We start from the raw sequence: 22489 nt of genomic DNA, 5'->3' as shown, positions 1-22489 counted from the left end.
AATCTTTCATAACTGTTTAATTATCAAATCACATGCTTAATAAAGCTATCAAATTCCTTATCGAGAACAAACTCGTTGCAGTATTAATGCTCGCCTTATTTGTAGGTTGGGGTATCGTAAATGCACCATTTGGTTGGAATACAGGCTTTCTGCCTTCAAACCCCGTAGCAGTAGATGCTATTCCGGATATTGGTGAAAATCAACAAATTGTTTTTACGAAATGGGAAGGTCGTTCTCCACAGGATATTGAGGACCAGATTACGTATCCACTAACTACTTCTTTGCTCGGTATACCTGGGGTAAAAACGATTCGTAGTTCTTCTATGTTCGGTTTTTCGAGCATCTATATCATTTTTGAGGAGGACATCGAGTTTTATTGGTCACGTAGTCGGATTTTAGAAAAACTAAATTCATTACCAGCTAATCTATTGCCAGAAGGTTTAAATCCAGCTCTAGGTCCAGATGCTACAGGATTGGGTCAAATTTATTGGTACACTTTAGAAGGACGTGATGAAAAGGGAAATGTAACTGGTGGATGGGATTTACAGGAACTACGCAGCATTCAAGACTACTATGTGAAATATGCTCTTTCAGGTGCTAGTGGAGTATCAGAGGTCGCTTCTATTGGTGGTTATGTACAGGAATATCAAGTTGACGTGAATCCTGAGAAAATGCGTCAATATAAAATTAGTCTTAGTCAAATTGTAAAAGCTGTAAAAGAAAGTAATCAAGATATAGGTGCGCAGACCCTAGAGATAAACCAAGCTGAATATTTAGTTCGTGGATTAGGCTATGTTAAATCTATTGCAGATTTAGAAAATGCAGTTGTTTCTTCTAAAAATTTCACATCATTACGTATTAAAGATGTGGCCAACGTAACACTTGGTCCAGCAACTAGGCGTGGTATTTTGGATAAGGAAGGAGCAGAAGTCGTTGGTGGTGTCGTTGTTGCTCGATACGGAGCTAACCCAATGGAAGTCATCACGAATGTAAAAGCCCAAATTGATGAACTTAAAGGTGGCCTACCTTCAAAAGTACTGGCAGATGGCCGTACATCTCAGCTTACCATTGTTCCTTTTTACGACCGTACAGAGCTGATTGAAGAAACACTCGATACACTTAATGAAGCATTGACATTAGAAATACTAATTACCATTTTGGTAATTATCATAATGGTCTTCAATTTAAGGGCGTCTATTTTAATTTCTGGACTATTGCCAGTCGCTGTTTTAATGGTTTTTGTTGCCATGAAAATCTTCAATGTAGATGCGAATATAGTGGCGCTTTCCGGTATCGCCATCGCTATCGGTACCATGGTCGATGTTGGTGTTATTCTAGCCGAAAACATGATACGGCATATAGATGATAAAAAGTTGCGTTTTAGCGAAAGTGCCACGGAATACACCACAAATGAAATTATCTATAATGCCACCTCTGAAGTTTCTGGAGCAATCTTAACAGCAGTCCTAACTACCATTATAAGTTTTGTACCTGTATTTACTATGATTGGTGCAGAAGGAAAGCTATTCCGTCCCCTTGCTTTTACAAAAACGATGGCGCTATCGGCTTCATTGGTTATCGCCTTATTCATAATTCCACCATTGGCCGCCTATCTATTCAGAAAGAAGAATTTAAAATCTTCGTTTAGCTATGTACTTCAAATTTCACTTTTAGTATTGGGAACAATCGTAATAATTTCGGGCTATTGGTTAGGGATTGTTTTGATTGCTTTTGGAGTAACCGGACTATTAAATTTAAGGGGTAATCTTGAAAAGAAGAAAGTAAATCTGATTAACATTATAATATCTTCAGCTGCTATCGTAATTCTGCTTGCGGAATATTGGAGGCCGTTAGGCTTTGATAGAAGCGTATTTATTAACTTGATTTTTGTCGCAATTATTTGTTTCGGAGTTCTAGGGATATTTTCTGTTCTAAGAATGTACTATGGTCAGATTTTGGAATGGGCATTAGCGAATAAACTTTTGTTCCTAATCATTCCTGCAACAGTACTTATTTCTGGTGTGTGGATTATGAATAACACCGGAAAGGAATTTATGCCATCTCTGAATGAAGGCTCGTTCCTTTTAATGCCCACCTCTTTGCCTCATGCTGGTGTAACAGAGAATAAACGGGTATTACAACAGCTAGATATGGCAGTTGCTACTATTCCTGAAATAGAAACTGTGGTAGGTAAATCTGGAAGAACAGAATCTGCGCTCGACCCAGCACCGCTATCGATGTATGAAAATATGATTCAGTACAAATCTGAATACATGCGTAATTCAAATGGAAAAAGGCAACGCTACAAAGTAAATGAAGATGGACTTTTTATACTGAAAGACGGTAATCTTGTTATCAATCCGAATACGGATGTAGATAGCGAAAATTCAACCTATGACGCATCAAAATTAAGAGACCCATTTGCTATTCATTCGAAGCATTTGGTTGAAGATGACGATGGCGAATTCTACCGTAACTGGCGACCAGAGATTAATAGCCCAGATGATATATGGAATGAAATCGTTAAGGTCACCAAGTTACCAGGGGTAACTTCCGCACCAAAATTACAACCCATTGAAACCCGATTGGTAATGTTGCAAACAGGAATGCGAGCGCCCATGGGAATAAAGGTCAAAGGGCAAGATTTAGCCCAAATCGAGGCCTTTGGTCTAGAGTTAGAAGGTATTCTAAAACAAGCTGAGGGTGTCAAAGAGCAGGCTGTTTTTGCAGACCGTATTGTGGGTAAACCTTACTTATTAATTGATATAAAAAGAGAGCAACTAGCGCGATATGGAATATCGATTATGGATGTTCAGCAAGTTCTAAAAGTAGCTGTTGGCGGAATGCCATTGACGCAGACCGTTGAAGGTCGTGAGCGTTATGGAGTTCGTGTGCGCTATCCGAGGGAATTACGTGGCAATGAAGAAGACCTTAAAAAGATTTATGTTCCTGTAGAAAAGGGAAGTCCCGTGCCATTGGGGGAACTCGTTGACATACGTTACGAACAAGGTCCGCAAGTGATTAAAAGCGAAGATACCTTCCTAATCGGATATGTACTGTTCGATAAGTTGGATGGTTTTGCTGAAGTAGATGTCGTAGAAAATGCTCAGGCTTTAATCAAGGAAAAAATCGGTGCTGGGGAATTAACCGTTCCTAAAGGAATCAGTTATCAATTTACTGGAACCTATGAAAACCAGTTGCGGGCCGAGAAAACACTTTCAGTTGTAGTTCCGTTGGCATTAGCAATCATTTTTTTGATTTTGTATTTCCAGTTCAAATCGGTTTCTACTTCACTAATGGTCTTTACAGGAATCACGGTGGCTTTTGCAGGTGGTTTCATTATGATTTGGTTGTATGGTCAAGATTGGTTCTTCAATTTCAATTTGTTTGGAGAGAATATGCGTGACCTATTCAATATGAAAACTATCAATTTGAGTGTGGCAGTATGGGTTGGGTTCATTGCACTATTTGGTATTGCGACAGATGACGGTGTGGTAATGGCAACCTACCTCACACAAACCTTTGACCGTGACAAGCCAACAGATGAAAAGGGTATCAGACATTCAGCATTGGAAGCTGCGAAAAAGCGAATACGTCCTTGTCTAATGACTACAGTAACTACAATTCTTGCTTTACTTCCGGTATTGACATCCACAGGAAAGGGAAGTGATATTATGATACCAATGGCCATCCCGATTTTTGGAGGAATGGTGATTGATATTACATCCTATTTTATTGTACCGGTCTTGTACAGTTGGAGAGAAGAATTTCTTTTGGAGAAGAGAGAAAAGAATATAGACAATAGACTAAAAAAGGATTTAGCATGAAAAACCGCAAAACAAAATCTACAGTAAAAGGAATCTTTGTTCTCTTTTCTTTGTTCTCTTTATTTTCTGGGAAAGCACAAGTACTACAATCCTATATCCAAGAAGCCGAAGCGAACAACCCTGATATCCAAGCGTATGAATTGCGGTATAACATTGCCCAAGAAAAAGTAAACGAAGTCAATACGTTACCCAATACCACAATTAGCGCAGGATATTTCGTGAGCGAACCCGAGACCCGAACTGGTGCTCAACGCGCTCGTTTTTCAGTATCGCAGATGCTACCTTGGTTTGGTACGATAACGGCAAGGGAAAACTATGTTAGTTCAATGGCAGAAACGGAATTTGTAAAAATCGCGATTGCTAAACGTAAGCTGGCACTTTCTATAGCTCAATCGTTTTACCGATTGTATTCAAACAAAGCGAAACAAGAAGTACTAGACGTGAATATTCAATTATTAAAGACTTACGAACGGTTAGCATTGACATCAGTCGAAGTGGGTAAGGCCTCTGCGGTAGATGTACTGCGCTTACAGATTCGCCAAAATGAGTTGCAGCAGCAGAAAAAAGTCTTGCAGGAAGAATTTCTTGCCGAACAGACTGTATTCAATAAACTGCTGAATCGGAAAGAAAGTATTGCCGTGGAAGTCGTTCCAGTAATGACCATCCCGATAGATGACCCGATGTATAGCGAGGAGGGGTTGGCACTCAATCCGGAACTGCTCAAATATGACAAGCTCTATGAATCTATTGAACAATCAGAACTGCTCAACCAAAAAGAAAGTGCACCTAATTTAGGTTTCGGCTTGGACTATGTTCCTGTAACAGAACGACCAGAAATGAACTTTAGTGATAATGGAAAGGATATTGTAATGCCAATGGTTACCCTTTCTATTCCTATTTTCAACAATAAGTACAACTCGGTTTCCAAACAGAATGAGTTGAGACAAAAGGAAATCGAACTGCAAAAAGATGAGCGGTTAAATACTTTAGAAACTGCTTTTGCGCAAGCAAAATCCCAACGAAATCAAGCACGAATTAGATTTAATACTCAGATAAGAAACCTGAAACAGGCAAAGGATGCCGAAGAAATCCTGATTAAGAATTACGAGACGGGAACCATTGATTTTAAAGATGTGCTAGACATTCAGGAATTACAGTTAAAGTTCCAGTTAAATCAAATCGAGTCTGTGCAAATGTACTATGTGCAATCGGCGATTATCAACTACTTAATCAATTAATTATGGTCAAGGACTTTTACATAAAAAATATGATGTGTGACCGATGCATTAAGGTGTTGAAAGACGAGTTGAATAAGGCGGAAATAGGATTATTGGAAATTCAGTTGGGAAGGCTTCGATTGGATATAAAAGAAGAGGAACAATTAAATACGCTTGTCCAAACTTTAGAAAGAAATGGTTTTGCCCTTATTACGTCGACCGAGGATAAATTGACCGAACAAGTGAAAATTGAATTGATAAAGTTGCTGAATGTTATGCCACTTGAAATTGATGGTAAGTTGTCAGATTTTCTTGCGGACAAATTGCAAAAAGAATATTCAAAATTCAGTAAAGTATTTTCCATTACCGAAGGCATAACTGTTGAAAAATATTTTATCAAACTGAAAATAGAAAAGGTTAAGGAACTTATCCAAACACCAGATTACAATTTTACGGAGATAAGTCAATTGCTCGATTACAGCAATGTCAACCACTTAAGTAAGCAATTTAAAAGTGAGTACGGAATGAGCCTCAGCGACTACAAGGATGGGCATAAAAATTTTAGAAATCCTTTAGACAAAATTGTATAGATATGAACCAGAATTATGATACAACATACTGAATTTCAGTAATATTTTTGTTGAATAACAACATCGAGAAAACTATGAAACTGCTAAGAATTATCACATTATTACTGTTTTCTTCTACAGCATTCGCTCAAGTAGGGACTAATGGTGATGACAGAAAAGAAGAAGGACGGCCGATTAAGGAATACGACCTTACCATTGAAAAAAACAAAATGACGCTCGGCGGTATTACTGCCAATGCAATGACGATTAATGGTAGTATTCCCGGACCAGTCTTGGAATTTACCGAGGGCGATCTTGCCATAATCAACGTAGCCAATAAAATGGACGTTGAAACATCGGTGCATTGGCACGGATTGATACTTCCCAATTTTTATGATGGGGTTCCATATTTAACTACACCTCCCATTGAATCAGGAACAACTTTCCAATACAGAATCCCAATCAATCAATCAGGTACTTATTGGTACCATTCCCATACGATGCTACAAGAACAGAAAGGTGTGTATGGTTCCATTATGATTCAGCCCAAGGAAAAAACCTTGGATTATGATAATGATTTAATTGTAGTACTCTCTGACTGGACCAACGAAAAACCAATGAACGTACTGCGTAACTTAAAAAGGGGAAACGAATGGTATCAGGTAAAAAAAGGTACAACGGTCCCTTTGGGCAGGGTCATCAAAGAAGGTGCTTTTGGGGCACAGCTTAAATTTTGGAGAGATCGAATGGAAGGTGCTGATATTGCCGATATCTATTATCCTGCATTTCTGATCAACGGTAAAACATTGGCAGAATATCCCGAATTCAAGCCTGGAGAAAAGGTGCGACTTCGCTTTATCAATGCTTCGGCCTCTACATATTATTGGATGGATTTTGGTGGGGGTAACCCAATGGTGGTTTCCAGCGATGGTATTGATGTGCAACCCGTATCCAAAAGCCGATTTCTATTTGGTATAGCTGAAACCTACGATGTAATCGTAACCATACCGGACGGTACTATAGAGGTCACGGCAACGGCACAAGATGGCTCTGGGCATACTTCATTGCGTTTAGGACAGGGAACACTTTATCCTGCTAAAACGATTGACAGACCAGACAAAGTGGCGATGATGAAGCAGATGGCAAAAATGGATATGAAAATGGGAGCACCTGCAATGGCTGGTAATAAAAAGAAAAACACCCCTGAATTTTTAATGCAGAAGTATGGAATGAAGATGGATATGAAAGACGGTCAGATGAAAATGGGGATGCACGATAAGATGTCTATGAACGAAGGCAAGATGAATGACCAAATGAATATGGATAAAATGTCGGGAATGAAAAAAGACTCGATGCCAATGAACAATAACGGAACATCGGATAAAACGAAAGGCCATATGAATCACAATATGCCCAAGATGCAGAAGGATACTTCCTCATTTGATTACGATACTCGTAAAACCTATTTCAACTACGACTTTTTAAAGGCAAAGGAAAATACCACCTATAAAGCGGATTTGCCGGTAAATGAAATACTGTTGAACCTAACAGGAAATATGCAGCGCTACGTATGGAGTATGAATGGCGTACCTCTTTCAGAAACCGATAAAATAAATATAAAAGGAGGCGAAGTAACGCGCATTACGCTTAATAATATTACGATGATGCACCACCCAATGCACCTGCACGGGCATTATTTTAGGGTCATCAATGAAAATGGCGAACGTTCCCCATTAAAGCATACGGTAAACGTACCGCCTATGCAGAAAGTGGTCATAGAGTTCTATAATGAAGAGTATGGCGATTGGTTCTTTCATTGCCACGTACTGTACCATATGATGGGCGGTATGGCAAGGGTTTTTAGTTACGATACGCCAAGGGATGAAAGAATAAAGGATTATCCTGTTCAAAAACTCGTGGATGAAACAGACCATTACTATTCTTGGGGAAAAGCACGTTTAGGTTCAAATTTCAATGAGCTTAATTTTATGTCGAGTAATATTCGAAACGAATTTGGCCTACGTGCCGAATTTGACTACGACAAAAATACCGAAATAGAAGTGAATTACAATAGATACCTGAATGATTGGGTACGTGTGTATGCGGGGGTAAATACCGAAACTTCAACACCGGATTCTTATGATACATTTAATACCGTAGGCTTGGTTGGTGTAAAATATTTTACACCTTATAGATTTAATGTAGACGTAAGTATGGACCATCAGCTACGCCCACGAATACGTCTGGACAGAGAACTTTTGATTTTTCCTAGATTTTTTCTAGAAGGTGAATACGAGTACAGAGCGGACTTTGGGTGGGTAAATGATTTAGAGGATAACAAGTCCTTTGAAAGTGAAACCCAATGGTTGGTGGGGCTTTCATATATCCTCTCGCGCAATTTTTCAATCCAAGCAAATTACAATAACCGATATGGCTGGGGTGGCGGCCTTTTAGCCCGATTCTAATGTAAAACAATAAATGAAAACAAAATGAAAACAGTAAAAAGGACAATGGGTACAATGGCACTTGCTGCCACAATGATTTTAACGGCTTCCTGCAAAGACGGTAATAAGAACGAAGCTGCAAAGCCTATGAGTAATGAAATGCCCCAAGAAACAATGGATGACAAAGAAGATTTGGCTATTGGCGATAATCAAGACGCAAACGCGGAAGCTATTTTGAACGATTACTTTAATCTAAAGGATGCTTTGGTAAATGACGACAACAGCAAAGCAAAAGAGCTTGGGAATACGATGGCACAATCATTTAAAACCTTTGATGCATCCAACTATTCGGATAATGAGCAAAGTGAATTGAAGGACATTGTAGAAGATGCCACCGAGCATGCAGAGCATATTGGCGAAAGCGATATCAAGCATCAACGTGAGCACTTTAAAACGTTAAGTAAAGATGTAACCGATATGGTCGCCATTACCGGAACTGAAAAAAAGCTCTATGAGCAGTTCTGCCCTATGTATGATGGTGGTACAGCTTGGTTAAGCACTAAGGAAGAAGTTAGAAATCCGTATTATGGAAGCTCAATGTTGAAGTGTGGTAAAGTACAACGTGAAATCAATTAAGTGAAAATTGTAAAAATCATAGCTTGGACTACACTAATTGCGTTTGTGATTATTCAATTTTACCCTATTGATTACAATCGGAGTGAAATCGTCCTACAGACTGATTTTATGTCAGTAAATATAGTACCTGTAGCGATTAAAAATTCGCTACAGGTTTCCTGCTATGATTGCCACAGTAATAATACAGCATATCCTTGGTACAGCAAAATTCAGCCAGCAGCTTGGTTTTTGGAAAACCACATCAAAGAAGGAAAAGCAGAATTGAATTTTAATGAGTGGGACGATTATTCAGATAGAAGAAAGAAAAGTAAGTTACGATCTATTGTCAAACAAATAGAAAGTGGCGAGATGCCTATGGAAAGCTATACGCTTATTCATAGGAATGCCATTTTTTCAGAATCTGAAAAAGAAAGGGTAATTCAATATATGACCAATTTAAAGGAAAGTTTAAAATAAATTTTTAATGCATACATCTATGAAAACATTCGATACGCTTTCCGAGACAATGACCTATTTACGAGAGCAAGGTTATACCATTGATCTTAATTTATGTTCGGGTCACATTGAATGCAATGCCCTAAAACTAAAATTACATCCAGAAGATTTTGATGTCGATGAGATGCACCGTTTTGAAGGAATGAGCAGTACCGATGATAACAGCGTTCTTTACGCTATTTCATCAAAAAATGGAATTATAGGATTATTAGTAGATGCATATGGCGTTTATGCAGAAAACATCTCAGAAGCTATGCGAAAAAAATTAAGATAATATGAAACACACATATAGAATACACTAGTGGCATTTTGATGGTCGTCAAAGTGATATCGAGAAAAATAATTAAATAAAAATGTTAAAGCAAACTAATCAAAAACTCTCATTATTAGGCTCTGTTTCCTTGGGTACAGGCGTAATGATTGGCGCAGGTATTTTTGTGCTAATGGGTCAAATCGCAGAATTAGTCGGCGATTTATTCCCAATCGCATTTATCGCAGGTGCAGTTGTAGTTGGCTTTAGTTCCTATTCGTATGTTAAGTTTTCAAACGCATATCCTTCTTCTGGCGGTGTTGCGAAATTTTTGACCAAGGCATATTTACCGGGAACACTTGCTGGTTCTTTTTCATTGCTGATGTATGTGTCAATGGTTGTTTCAGAAAGTTTAGTGGCAGGTACTTTTGGGGCGTATGCGTTACGACTGTTTCCGCAAGAATATGCGGGTTACGCATCTGCATTGGGCGTAGTTCTTATTGTTGCTGCATATATAATCAATATTTCGGGCAACAAGGTTATTGAAGCTACCGCCACTTTTACAGCAATTATTAAAGTAGTCGGTATTGCAGTACTTGCTATATCAGGATTGGTTATTTCTGGTTTACCTACGATCACAGGTAATTATAGTGCTGCCAATGGCCATTCCCTGCCTGAAGGTTTTGGATTTGTTGCCGCATTAGCCTTGTCTATCCTTGCATACAAAGGATTTACGACCATTACAAATCAAGGAGGCGATATTAAAAATCCCCATAAAAATGTAGGACGTTCCATTATTATTTCAATTGTCGTTTGCACAATCATCTATGTTGTTTTGGCATTATCGGTTGTTGGTAGATTGAGTATTGAAGAAATTATAATAGCAAAAGATTATGCTTTGGCAGCAGCAGCAAAACCTCTATTTGGCGACTGGGGTTCAACTTTAACTATTTTACTAGCCATTGTCGCAACAGTTTCCGGCGTAATTGCCAGCGTATATTCTGCTTCACGAATGTTGGGAATGTTAAGCAATATGAAACAAGTTCCTGATATGAACAGAATTAAGAAACTTAAAAATCCTTCGCTGATTTTTACCGTTTCATTAGCCATACTATTTACGATTTTGTTCGATTTAACTCGTATAGCTTCGATTGGAGCCATTTTCTACTTGATAATGGATATCGCCATTCATTGGGGACTTTTTAAGCATCTAAAAAAAGAAGTAAAATTCAACCCGATTATTCCAATAATTGCCATACTGTTGGATGTTGTTGTTTTGGCAGCATTTATCTATTTAAAATATACTAACGACCCTTTTGTGCTTATAGTTGCAGCAATTGGTATTGCCCTCATTTTTCTTTCTCAATTTATTTTTATGAAATCGCATACAGATAAGGACGGAAATATGAATATGGGAATGGAAAACAATAAAGATGAACAAATGAAAATGTAAAATTACGGAAACTATGAAACACACTTATCACATTCAAGGAATGACCTGCAACGGTTGTCGCAGTCACGTAGAAGGAACACTTTCCAAAGTGAAAGGTGTCTCAAAGGCTACTGTGAATTTAGAAAAAGCTGAAGCTACCATTGAAATGGAATCACATATTCCTATTGAAAAATTCCAAGATGCCCTTAAAAAAGAAGGTGGTACTTATTCTATCCACAAACCTGGAGAGCGACATCATCAAAACGATACCGCTTCCGCGAAAGAAAAAAACGAAAAACTTAAAGGTAAAGGAACTGGCACTTTCTACTGCCCAATGCATTGTGAGGGAGACAAAACCTACGACAAATCTGGAGACTGTCCTGTCTGTGGAATGGATTTAGTTGAAGAGCAAAATCTATCAACAACCACATCAGAACAATGGACTTGTCCAATGCACCCAGAAATTGTCAAGGACGAAGCTGGAGCTTGCCCTATTTGCGGAATGGACTTAGTCCCTATGGAAGCAGATAGTTCAGCAGAAGAGAAGACCTATAAAAAGTTACTAAAGAAATTTTGGGTAGCGGTAGCCTTTACAGTACCTATTTTCTTAATCGCCATGAGCGAGATGATTCCAAACAATCCTCTATATGATGTAATGGAACAAAAATGGTGGAACTGGATTCAGTTTGGCTTATCTATTCCTGTTGTGTTTTATGCCACATGGATGTTTTTTGAACGTGCTTATAAAAGTATCAAAACTTGGAATCTAAATATGTTCACACTCATCGGTATCGGTGCCGGTGTAGCTTGGTTGTTTAGTGTATTTGGGATGCTGTTTCCTGATTTCTTTCCTGAACAATTTAAAACTTATTCAGGAGCAGTACATGTCTATTTTGAAGCTGCAACAGTAATACTTACCCTTGTATTAATGGGTCAGGTTTTAGAAGCTAGAGCGCATAGTAAAACCAATTCAGCCGTAAAAGAACTATTGAAATTGGCTCCTAATAAAGCAATACGAGTTGTTGATGGAAAGGATGAAGAAGTTTCCATAGACCAAATTCAAAAAGGCGATGTGCTACGTGTGAAACCAGGTGAAAAAATTCCTGTGGATGGAGTAATTACAGAAGGTCGCACCACCGTAGATGAGTCAATGATTTCTGGTGAACCTATTCCAGTTAACAAAGCCGAAGATGATAAGGTAAGCAGCGGAACTATTAACGGAAATCAGTCCTTTCTGATGAAAGCCGAAAAAGTAGGTAGCGATACCTTGCTTTCTCAAATTATCCATATGGTAAATGATGCTAGTCGTAGTCGTGCACCTATTCAGAAATTAGCAGATACCGTCTCAGGATACTTTGTGCCTGTAGTGGTAATCATTTCTCTAATCACTTTTGCAGTTTGGGCGATTTGGGGTCCAGAACCAGCTTATGTTTATGCGCTTGTAAATGCCATTGCTGTATTGATTATTGCTTGTCCCTGCGCTTTGGGATTAGCAACACCAATGTCAGTAATGGTTGGTGTTGGTAAAGGTGCTCAAAATGGTGTCTTGATTAAGAACGCCGAAGCTTTAGAGAAAATGGACAAAGTAGATACTTTGATAGTTGATAAGACAGGAACTATTACTGAAGGAAAACCAACAGTTGAAAAAATGGGTTCGTTTAACGATTCATTTTTAGAAAATGAAATAACCCAACTTATAGCCTCTTTGAATAGTTCTAGCGAACATCCACTTGCGGAAGCTACTGTTAAGTACGGGAAAGAACAAAAAATAGAAATCCTTAAAGTAGCTGATTTTAGTGCGGTTACAGGAAAAGGAGTAGAAGGAACGGTTGAAGGGAAAAAACTCGATTTAGGAAATGCAAAGATGATGGCATATGCGAATGCAACGATTTCATCAGAAATGGAAGCCGAAGCACAATCATTTCAAAAACAAGGAAAAACCGTTTCCTATATGGCAGTAGATGGTGAAGTTGCTGGATATGTAGTCATAGGCGATAAAATTAAAACTACAAGTGCCAAAGCAATCAAAGAACTTCAGGACAAAGGTATTTCAGTAATAATGCTTACAGGTGATAATCATGATACAGCGCAAGCGGTAGCAAGCGAACTCAACCTTGCTAATTTTAAGGCTGGAATGTTACCAGAAAACAAACTGGAAGAAGTCAAAAAGTTACAAGAAGAAGGACACGTTGTGGCAATGGCAGGCGATGGAATCAATGATGCGCCGGCACTCGCCAAAAGTGACGTAGGTATTGCAATGGGTACTGGAACAGATGTAGCCATTGAGAGTGCAATGATTACGCTTGTTAAAGGAGATTTACACGGTATTGTAAAAGCAAGGAATTTAAGTGATAAAGTAATGCGAAATATCAAGCAAAATCTATTTTTCGCTTTGATATATAATACACTTGGTGTACCCATAGCGGCGGGGGTTTTGTTTCCATTTTTTGGAATTCTCCTATCACCAATGATTGCCGCATTAGCAATGAGTTTTAGTTCTGTTTCAGTAATTGTAAACGCGCTCAGGCTCAAAACAAAATCAATTAATTAATAAAAAAAAATGAATTCAGAAGAACAAAATCATAACGAAATGAAAAAAGGGAATTACACCAAATTTGTAGCGATGCTTGCAGCGTCATTCATAGCTATGTACATGACGATGTACTTAAATACCTATCAGATAGACCATGTATATTTTAGCTTGACTAGATTCTACATGAGTTGTTTAGGTATAGCGACCATGGCCATAATAATGTTTGTTGCTATGCGCAATATGTATACCAACAAGAAGAAAAACATTGCTATTGTCCTAGGAAGCATTGCTCTTTTTGGAACTGCACTGGGACTTGTTAGGGCGCAAGCTCCAATAGTAGGAGATGTTTTATGGATGAAGGCAATGATTCCGCATCATTCCATAGCTATTTTAACCAGCGGACGCGCAGACATTCAAGACCCGGAAGTGAAAAAATTAGCCAACGATATTATTAAGGCTCAAAAAAGGGAAATTGAAGAAATGAAGGCGATGATTCAACGCCTCGAAAACGAAAAATAAATAGTACTATGAAAAAAAACATCCTATATCTAGGTATCGCAGTAATTATTGGACTACTAGCAGGTTACCTGATTTTCGGAAATAACTCCGATACAACCAATCAAAAAATAATGGACGCCCACGACCATTCTGAGGCTTCAACGAATGAAATGTGGACATGTTCAATGCACCCGCAGATTATGCAACCAGAATCTGGTAATTGCCCTATTTGTGGTATGGATTTAATTCCAGCTGAAACTAGTGCTGAAGGCCTAGCTGCAAATCAAATCAAAATGACAGAAAATGCAATGGCATTAGCAAATATTGAAACTACCATTGTTGGAAACCTTCTGGAAGGTAATGAAGAAGGGGTAATTTCACTATCTGGTAAAATTGCTACAAATGAGGAAAATAATGCTATTCAAGCAAGTTATTTTGATGGTCGTTTGGAGAAATTAAATGTAAGTTTTGAAGGGCAAGAAGTAAAAAGAGGGCAATTATTAGCAACAATCTATTCCCCTAATCTTGTAGCTGCTCAACAGGAATTAATTACAGCGACTTCTTTAAAAGAATCTCAACCGGCTTTATATAAGGCTGTTCGTAATAAGTTGAAACTATGGAAGCTTTCTGTAAGTCAAATTGACAATATAGAGTCAACGGGAGAAGTACGTGAAAAATTCCCATTATATGCAACGGTTTCAGGAACAGTAGCGATGGTCATGGCGGCAGAAGGTGATTATTTAAAACAGGGTCAGCCTATTCTAAAAGTAAGTAACCTTAATTCAGTTTGGGTAGAGTTCGATGCGTATGAGAATCAAATTTCACAATTTAAAAAAGGACAGAAAATAAAGGTTACCACGAGCGCATACCCTAAAAAGGAATTTGATGCAGTCATATCATTTATTGACCCTTTGTTGAATAGTAGTACAAGAACGGTGACCGTGCGTACAATCTTAAATAACAACGAACATTTATTCAAGCCCGGGATGTTTGTTTCTGGAAAGATAAAAGACTCAGCCCAAGCTCCGGGGGAATCATTGAATATTCCAGCAAGTGCTGTATTATGGACAGGAGAACGTTCTTTAGTATACGTAAAACCAATTCCAAATAGGCCTGTTTTTGAAATGCGAGAAGTTACTGTTGGGCTTCGTAACGGAGATAATTTTACGATTACTTCAGGATTAGAAAATGGAGAGGAAATTGTGACCAATGGTACATTTACGGTAGATGCAGCGGCGCAATTACAGGGCAAGAAGTCAATGATGAACAAGTCAGGTGGTAAAACAATGATGGGTCACGAAGGTCATATAGGAATGCAGGCAGATACAGAAAATGAATCCAATGCAATTTCAATAATGGAAATGAAACTACCAAAGGCATTTGAAACAGCTTTTCAAGCTGCATTAAAACCGTATTTTAAAATGGTGGAGGCCTTTGTAACTAGTGATGCAAATCAAGTCTCTGTTTTAGCAAGAACAACATTAGAAAAAATGAAAGCCATAGAAGTAAGTGATTTGGGTAAAATGGAAACTTCACATCTATTTAAGAGCATTGAAATGCTCGATGCTATCTTTTCTAATTCAGATTTAAAAAATCAAAGAGCTAGGTTGGTGGTTTTAAACGAAAATATAGTGGCTATTGTAATGAATATAAAATCTCCTTCAGAAATAATGTATGTTCAAAAATGTCCTATGGGCAATAGCAACAAAGGTGCAATTTGGTTAAGCACAGATAAAGAAATCAAAAATCCATATTATGGTGCTGATATGTTGACTTGTGGTAGTGTGATTGAGGAGATACGATAGTATATATGAAATCGGGTCATGTATCCATAACTTTTGAGATGCTGAGAATAGAATAGAAGAAGCAATAAGAGAGAAATTTTAATTTTAAGAGTATTAAAATTGGAGTGATGAAATAATAATGAATGGCAATTTCACCATTGATGTAGCCGAACAGTTATGAGGTAAAAAATAAATGATGAATGAAAATGATGGAAATGCATTGACGGGGAATGAAGGAATGAATTAAAAATTAATAACTAACCATATATTATTTAAAAATGAAAAATAAAATAATTCCTTGCATTTGGTTTGGTCATGAAATTAATGAGGCGGTTAACTTTTACTGCGACACGTTTCCAAGTTCTAAAATTAAACAGAAAACTAGTGTTGCGACAGTATTTGAAATTGAGAACTTCACCATTATGGCCTTAGGTGATGTTTCTGGCAAAAGTCCTAATGCGACAATGTCTTTCTATGTTATGTGTGAAACTGTGGATGAAATAAATACAATTTGGGAAAAACTCGCAGACAATGGAAACATTTTAATGCCTATCGAAACCTATCCGTGGAGCGCTAAATACGGTTGGGTTGAAGATAAATACGGTGTTTCATGGCAATTGTCATTAGGTGAGTTATCTGATATGGGGCAAAAAATAACGCCCACCCTAATGTTTTGCGGAAGTCAATATGGTAGGGCAGAAGAGGCAATTGGCTTTTACAGCTCCATTTTCGATTCTACAATAGAACTCTTGCTGCGATATGAAGGCAGGGGGAAGTTTCAAAATGGAAAAATAAGGCATGGACAATTCTATCTGTTAGGAAAAAAATTCGCCGCATTGGATAGTACAATTTATAAAGACTTATCATTTTCAACAAGTAATTCAATTATTGTCAATTGTGAAACCCAAGTTGAAGTCGATTATTATTTAAATGAGCTTTCACACCACAACGACAAAATCCGAAATGGCTTGGTTCAAGACAAGTTTGGAGTTTCCTGGCAAATCACCTTGTTAAAACAAGAGTTGAACTAGTAAATTAAAAAACAACAAAAAAAGGAGTAATGAAAAATAAATTGAAGGAAATATTTGGTAATATCCTTATAGTATATTTACCTAAAAAAATCGCAGAGAAAAAAGAAGATTTCAATAAACTTGCAGAATATCATGATAATATTTGGAAGAAAACAGGCAGAAAATATTCGCTACAACTGTTAGATTCCCTCCCAAATCTAGCTTCAAGGATTAAAATTGCTATAACTATTAATTTGATTATTGGAAAAATCTACTCTTTTTACACTCGAAATACGGTTTTCTTTCCAATACGGCACTTGTTCTATTCTAAATTTAGACACATATCATATGGAATTTTAGGAAATTTGGTATTGCTCCTGGCCCTAACAAGTTCGATTACAATTAATGCACAGCTTCCTGATGAATTTCAGCAAGTACCCTTGCTGACAGGGTTGGCCAATGCTACAACTATGCAATTCGCACCAGATGGGCGTATATTTATCCTTGATCGGTACGGCGAAGTAATAATTTACAAAACGGATACCCAGACCTCTGTTTCAGCTGGAACGTTACCAGTCTTTCATGAGTTCGAAGAAGGTTTATTGGGCATTGCATTCGACCCAGATTTTATCGTTAATAATTACATTTATCTACATTATGCTGTGCTCGGCCAGTCGACCAACAGAGTATCGCGGTTCACCATGAACGGCGATGTGTTGGACCTGTCTTCCGAGATTGTGTTGTTGGAGTGGGGTACTCAACGGATTATCAGCTACCATTCGGGAGGAGATATGGCATTTGACTCACAGGGTAACCTGTATATCGCGGTTGGCGATAATTCGTACTATAGCGATGCCTACGCCTCTCATAATGAGACAGAAATTTCTGCTACTACTGAGAAAAGTTCGAGCAATACCAACGATATGCGGGGTAAGATCCTTCGGATAACTCCCCAGACCGACGGTTCGTATACCATACCTGCCGGAAATCTCTTTCCGGTGGGAACTGTAAACACGCTACCAGAAATATATGTGATGGGTGCGAGAAACCCGTATCGTATTTTTGTCGATAAAGAGAATACTGATTGGCTGTTTTGGGGAGAAGTAGGCCCCGATGCGAACGCTCAAAGTGCACTTGGTCCAGAGGGTCTTGATGAAATGAATTTGGTTAAAACTGCAGGCAACTATGGCTGGCCATATTTTTCTGGTGTCGACAACGATGCCTATCAGGTCTCCTATCGCACGCCGTCACCATTTTACAACGACCCCGCCGCCCCGGAAAATACTTCCACATGGAATACAGGGGTCACAGTTCTACCTCCTGCCGAACCGGCTTGGATGGAATTTTTTCACAAAAGTCATTTTGCCGGCCCTCGATATTATTACGATGGTGCACTGACCGATGACCAAAGATTTCCGGTTGAATTCGATGAGGTTTTTTTCTACTACGATTTCAATTCGAGTAATATATGGGCTGTTGAAATGGATACACAAGGAGATATAATAAGTAATGATTTGTTCGCACCGGCTGTATTTCCCTCTGGGTCTGGCGACGGGTTTATTGACATGGAATTCGGCCCTGACGGTAAGATGTATATTTTGGCGTACGGTGCTGGTTGTTGCCCCCAAAATGTAGGTACTGGTAAGTTAATCAGGGTTGATTATACGGGTATTACTTCAAATGCCCCCCCAACCGTGTTTATTGGTTCTGATGTAACTAGCGGTTCATTGCCCTTGACGGTTAATTTTTTTAGTGCTGGAACGAGTGATCCGAATGGGGATAGCCCTTTGACATATGAATGGGATTTTGATGGCGATGGAAATACAGATTCCAATGCAGAAAACCCGACCTACGTTTACAATACGGCAGGAACCTTTAATGCGAAATTAACAGTTACGGACCCAGGCGGCGCATTCGGGGTAAATAATATCACAATCTATGCTGGCAATACTGCCGCCACATTTTCTTATAATTCACCTGCTGACGGCGGATTCATTGGTTGGGGAGATGACATATCAATAGATTTAATTGTAACGGATGCTGAGGACGGATCTACCGGTTCCGGAATCGACTGCAACGATGTTAATATGGTTCCTGCTCTTGGCCACCTAAATCATTTTCATGACTTAGCCACCATGACAGGCTGTCCTCAGAATTTTACTTTGGCTTACGACGGACATGATATTACAGGGGAGATGGACATTTTCTATGTATTAAATGCTAATTATACAGATCAGGGTGATCTAACGGCTTTTGACCAAATTTTATTGCACCCGAAACGTAAAGAGGCTGAATACTTTGATACTCAAAATGGGACCACTATAATCTCAAATACCGATCCTTTGGAAGGCGGATCAGAAGCCTTGAACGTCGACAACAATGGGTATATTTCTTTTTCAGCACGCAATTTGTTGAACATGACAGCTGTGAAATATAAGGTGGCGGCCGCAACGGCAGGAGGTGCCATAGAATTTAGGTTGGGAAGCCCTACTGGAACTCTTTTGGCAACCACCACTGTACCTTCAACCGGTGGCTTGGGCAATTGGCAGGCCATGGAATCTACCTTTACGGCACCTGTCGGAAAAAACGATCTATTTTTCGTATTTAAAAGTACTAGCGGTACGCAAGATATCTTTAATCTGAATTATGTGGAATTTATCGGAGATGGAGTGTCAACCGACAGTTCTCCACCTGAGATATCCTCTGTTGAGGCAATGGGCTCCACACAGGTCAAAGTCCAATTTTCAGAGTATGTTACCGGGACTACTGCGAATCAGGTTTCAAACTATGCGATAGACAACGGTATTACCATTTCTTCCGCGGTTTTGCAATCAGATGGACTGACCGTTTTTTTAACAGTTTCTCCGTTGAGAGGTGATACGACCTACAATCTGACGGTTAACGATGTTCAAAACATTTCTGGAATACCAATTGTTACCGGAAATTATTCATTTTCTATCATAAGTTCTATTCGAATCAACGTGGGAGGTCCCCAATTGACGTATGGTGCCGAAACCTTTATTGCGGACCAATATTCCACTGGTGGAAGTCTCTTCAGTGCCTCGCTACCTATAAATGGTACGACACAAGATGAACTTTATCAAACAGAACGTTTCGGCAGCTTCTCATATGAAATTCCTGTACCCGTATCTGGCGAATATGATATTCGTTTACATTTTGCTGAACTGTATTTTGGAATTGGTAGTGTGCCTGGTGGCCCCGGTACACGTGTTTTTAACGTGACTATAGAAGGCAATCCCGTACTGACCAATTTTGATATCTCCGCAGAAGTAGATCCGGCGACAGCTCTTAAGAAGGAGTTGGACGATATTTCTATTACTGATGGATTTGCGAGTATCACGCTAACATCTGTCAACGAAAATCCAAAATTGTCGGCTATCGAAATATTGCCCCCAGATGCTTTTGCATCGACACCCGATATAATGATTACCTCGCCCCAAAATGGATGGAGTGTCAATCAGCCATTCGAAATCGCATTCATGGTGGAAAATTGGACAATTCAAGAGGGAGACACACATATACATTACTATATAGATGGAATGATGATGGATCCATATTATAGCCATAATCCAATAGAGCTAAGTGGTTTGAGTATCGGAAGTCATACGATCCGTGTCGAACTTTTCTTTGCCGATCACTCGCCCACAGGTATTTTTGACGAAGTGATGATTGCGGTTACAGATCAACCGGTCTGTAATGAAACGGACTTCCCTGATTCTTGGGTAGTCCATCAACTAGATCAAAATCCGTACACTGCAGTATATACTTTTGCCGATGATGATTTGGATGGCGATGGCCTCAAGGACATTGTAACAGGCGGCTGGTGGTATAAAAATCCTGGTTCTGCTTCTGGAAACTGGCAAAAAAACACTATTGGAGGTACTTTTGGAAATGTTGTTCACGTTTACGATTTCGATGGTGATGGCGATATGGATTTGTTGGGAACAGCATTGGGAATCGCACCAGACAACGAATATGAAAGTGCCCAGCTTTTATGGGCGCAGAACGATGGCTCTGGTGATTTTACGGTATTTACCAATATCCCCGCTGGAAATACAAATTATAGTGAGCCCTTTTTAGCTGGGCTTGCAGGAGGCGATTTTGGTTCTGGGTATCAGATGGCCATTAATTGGAATGGTGCCGAATCTACGGGATCACCCGTTCAAATGCTTACTCCATCAGCGAGCCCGACAACAGGTACGTGGAGTTTGGTAGATATCAACCCCGATTCTGCAGGAGAAGATCTTCAAGCCGGTGATATAGACGGAGATGGTGATCTCGATCTTTTTCAAGGAATCAATTGGTTGCGAAATAATGGTGGTGGAACATGGGAAACCTTCGCAACGGGAATTACCTATGTTACCACTCCGGATCGTGCTCAATTGGCCGATTTTGATGGAGATGGTGACTTGGATGCGGTTGTTGGTCAATTGGGATTGGGAAGCAACCCGAATAACTCGGAATTTGCTTGGTTTGCCGCACCTGCGGACCCAACGCAGCCTTGGGTAAGAAATATTCTCGCAACCGATATTGCAGGAAGCCTTAGCATCTTTGCTATCGATTTTGATTTCGATGGAGATCAAGATATTGTTGTGGGTGAGTGGTTGGCCAATCGTAGATTGATTATTTTCGAGAACGATCTTTGTAGCACAGGCGATTGGGAAACGCAAATTATCGATGATGGATCACTCAATTTGGAACATCACGATGGCGCCAGAGTTACCGATATTGACAATGATGGAGACCTTGATGTGGTTTCGAATGGTTGGCTACAGCATATGGGACCAAGAATATATGAAAATACAACGCCTCCAACGGTTAGCAACGATCCTATTGCCGATGCCGGTCAAGATCAGACGGTCGTTCTTCCCTCTAATAGTATCACATTGAATGGTTCCGGAACCGACCCCAATGGTGGCTCGATTACAGGCTATCAATGGACACAAGTGAGCGGTCCCACTACAGCCACTTTGGCCGCGGAAACAACTGCGAATCTGGCGGCTAGTGATCTGGTTTTAGGTAGTTATGTGTTTAGATTGACTGTCATAGATGATGAAAATAAAACAGGTTTTGATGAGGTAACAGTTACGGTCAGCTCTGAAGGTGGAAACATGCCTCCGGTTGCAGTCGCGGAAGCAGCTCCTTTAACAGGTGTCTCACCTCTAGAGGTCACTTTTACAGGTAGTAACTCTACCGATGATGTTGGCGTAGTGGCCTATGCATGGGATTTTGGAGATGGAGGTACTTCCACCGAAGTGAATCCAATTTGCACATATAATGAGGCTGACACTTATACCGTTACCTTGACTGTCACAGATGAGGGAGACCTTACAAGTACGGCCACATTGTCCATTACAGTGACCGAAGGTACCTCTGGTGAGATGGAAGCTGTCTTGGTCGAAAACCCGTCTAAAGGTGGTGTTGCCAAAATAAGCGTAATTAATACACCAGCAGATATGGTGGTCTTAAACATATATTTGCACGATGTTGGTGGAAGATTTATAGCTGTTTTCGACGCACCTGATGTGCTATCCGCTGACGGTACATACGATATTCCCGTATCCACATTAAGAAATGGTGTCTATTTCGTTGGTGTAGGCATGAATCAAGGTAAGCCGACATTGATTAAGCTAATAGTGGATAATTAAATACGCAACTTGGCCTAGTGACCTCAAAGCTGTATAAACGGTAAACTTAATCCGGAACCCTATGAGTACTGGGCTTTTGGTTTTAATAATTTTCTTTTTTGGCCATGAAAAAGCTCTGCAATTAC

The 22489-nt window shown here is 39.3% G+C and carries 13 protein-coding genes and 1 pseudogene; all 14 read left to right on the top strand.

Annotated features, from left to right (window positions below):
• Positions 1-32: 32 nt before the first annotated feature.
• A complete protein-coding gene (locus tag UH7x_RS16360) occupies positions 33-3827 on the top strand; it encodes an efflux RND transporter permease subunit (RefSeq protein WP_482360996.1) in 3795 nt (1264 codons plus the stop codon).
• Positions 3824-5065 carry a TolC family protein gene (locus UH7x_RS16355; RefSeq protein WP_482360995.1) on the top strand — a complete coding sequence of 414 codons (1242 nt, stop codon included), beginning with the start codon at positions 3824-3826 and terminating at the stop codon, positions 5063-5065. The genes UH7x_RS16360 and UH7x_RS16355 overlap by 4 nt, the downstream gene beginning before the upstream one ends.
• Positions 5066-5067: 2 nt before the next feature.
• Positions 5068-5634, top strand: coding sequence for a helix-turn-helix domain-containing protein (locus UH7x_RS16350; protein ID WP_482360994.1), 567 nt, complete (start codon positions 5068-5070; stop codon positions 5632-5634).
• Positions 5635-5708: 74 nt separating this feature from the next.
• A complete protein-coding gene (locus UH7x_RS16345) occupies positions 5709-8078 on the top strand; it encodes a multicopper oxidase domain-containing protein (protein WP_482360993.1) in 2370 nt (789 codons plus the stop codon).
• Positions 8079-8102: 24 nt separating this feature from the next.
• Positions 8103-8693, top strand: a complete 591-nt coding sequence (locus UH7x_RS16340) for a DUF3347 domain-containing protein (RefSeq protein WP_482360992.1) — start codon at positions 8103-8105, stop codon at positions 8691-8693.
• Positions 8694-9149: a heme-binding domain-containing protein gene (locus UH7x_RS16335; RefSeq protein ID WP_482360991.1), complete on the top strand. Its 456-nt coding sequence runs from the start codon at positions 8694-8696 to the stop codon at positions 9147-9149.
• Between the two features lie 19 nt (positions 9150-9168).
• Complete coding sequence (locus tag UH7x_RS16330; protein WP_482360990.1) at positions 9169-9462, top strand: phosphoribosylpyrophosphate synthetase; 294 nt, start codon at positions 9169-9171, stop codon at positions 9460-9462.
• A gap of 79 nt (positions 9463-9541) precedes the next feature.
• Positions 9542-10891, top strand: a complete 1350-nt coding sequence (locus tag UH7x_RS16325; RefSeq protein WP_482360989.1) for an APC family permease — start codon at positions 9542-9544, stop codon at positions 10889-10891.
• 13 nt (positions 10892-10904) lie between these two features.
• Positions 10905-13421 carry a heavy metal translocating P-type ATPase gene (locus tag UH7x_RS16320; RefSeq protein WP_482360988.1) on the top strand — a complete coding sequence of 839 codons (2517 nt, stop codon included), beginning with the start codon at positions 10905-10907 and terminating at the stop codon, positions 13419-13421.
• A 9-nt stretch (positions 13422-13430) separates the two neighbouring features.
• Positions 13431-13922, top strand: a complete 492-nt coding sequence (locus UH7x_RS16315) for a DUF305 domain-containing protein (RefSeq protein WP_482360987.1) — start codon at positions 13431-13433, stop codon at positions 13920-13922.
• An 8-nt stretch (positions 13923-13930) separates the two neighbouring features.
• Positions 13931-15706 (top strand): efflux RND transporter periplasmic adaptor subunit, encoded by a 1776-nt coding sequence (locus UH7x_RS16310; protein WP_482360986.1) that lies wholly within the window; start codon positions 13931-13933, stop codon positions 15704-15706.
• A 257-nt stretch (positions 15707-15963) separates the two neighbouring features.
• Entirely contained in the window at positions 15964-16716 is a 753-nt protein-coding gene (locus tag UH7x_RS16305) for a VOC family protein (protein ID WP_482360985.1), read from the top strand.
• Between the two features lie 29 nt (positions 16717-16745).
• Positions 16746-17987, top strand: a pseudogene (locus UH7x_RS16300) (PQQ-dependent sugar dehydrogenase); the annotation flags it as partial.
• Positions 17988-18032: 45 nt separating this feature from the next.
• Positions 18033-22364: a PKD domain-containing protein gene (locus UH7x_RS16295; RefSeq protein WP_482363620.1), complete on the top strand. Its 4332-nt coding sequence runs from the start codon at positions 18033-18035 to the stop codon at positions 22362-22364.
• The last annotated feature ends 125 nt before the right edge of the window (positions 22365-22489 follow it).

Source organism: Aurantibacter sp. UH7, assembly GCF_056839165.1.
The sequence above is the reverse complement of the archived record's forward strand: the minus strand, read 5'-3'. Positions and strand labels throughout refer to the sequence as shown.

What these genes read in the sequence shown, in the direction of transcription:
- UH7x_RS16360 (WP_482360996.1), top strand. Translation starts at nt 33, where the DNA reads ATGCTTAATAAAGCTATCAAATTCCTTATCGAGAACAAACTCGTTGCA.
- UH7x_RS16355 (WP_482360995.1), top strand. Translation starts at nt 3,824, where the DNA reads ATGAAAAACCGCAAAACAAAATCTACAGTAAAAGGAATCTTTGTTCTC.
- UH7x_RS16350 (WP_482360994.1), top strand. Translation starts at nt 5,068, where the DNA reads ATGGTCAAGGACTTTTACATAAAAAATATGATGTGTGACCGATGCATT.
- UH7x_RS16345 (WP_482360993.1), top strand. Translation starts at nt 5,709, where the DNA reads ATGAAACTGCTAAGAATTATCACATTATTACTGTTTTCTTCTACAGCA.
- UH7x_RS16340 (WP_482360992.1), top strand. Translation starts at nt 8,103, where the DNA reads ATGAAAACAGTAAAAAGGACAATGGGTACAATGGCACTTGCTGCCACA.
- UH7x_RS16330 (WP_482360990.1), top strand. Translation starts at nt 9,169, where the DNA reads ATGAAAACATTCGATACGCTTTCCGAGACAATGACCTATTTACGAGAG.
- UH7x_RS16325 (WP_482360989.1), top strand. Translation starts at nt 9,542, where the DNA reads ATGTTAAAGCAAACTAATCAAAAACTCTCATTATTAGGCTCTGTTTCC.
- UH7x_RS16320 (WP_482360988.1), top strand. Translation starts at nt 10,905, where the DNA reads ATGAAACACACTTATCACATTCAAGGAATGACCTGCAACGGTTGTCGC.
- UH7x_RS16315 (WP_482360987.1), top strand. Translation starts at nt 13,431, where the DNA reads ATGAATTCAGAAGAACAAAATCATAACGAAATGAAAAAAGGGAATTAC.
- UH7x_RS16310 (WP_482360986.1), top strand. Translation starts at nt 13,931, where the DNA reads ATGAAAAAAAACATCCTATATCTAGGTATCGCAGTAATTATTGGACTA.
- UH7x_RS16305 (WP_482360985.1), top strand. Translation starts at nt 15,964, where the DNA reads ATGAAAAATAAAATAATTCCTTGCATTTGGTTTGGTCATGAAATTAAT.
- UH7x_RS16295 (WP_482363620.1), top strand. Translation starts at nt 18,033, where the DNA reads ATGGAATTTTTTCACAAAAGTCATTTTGCCGGCCCTCGATATTATTAC.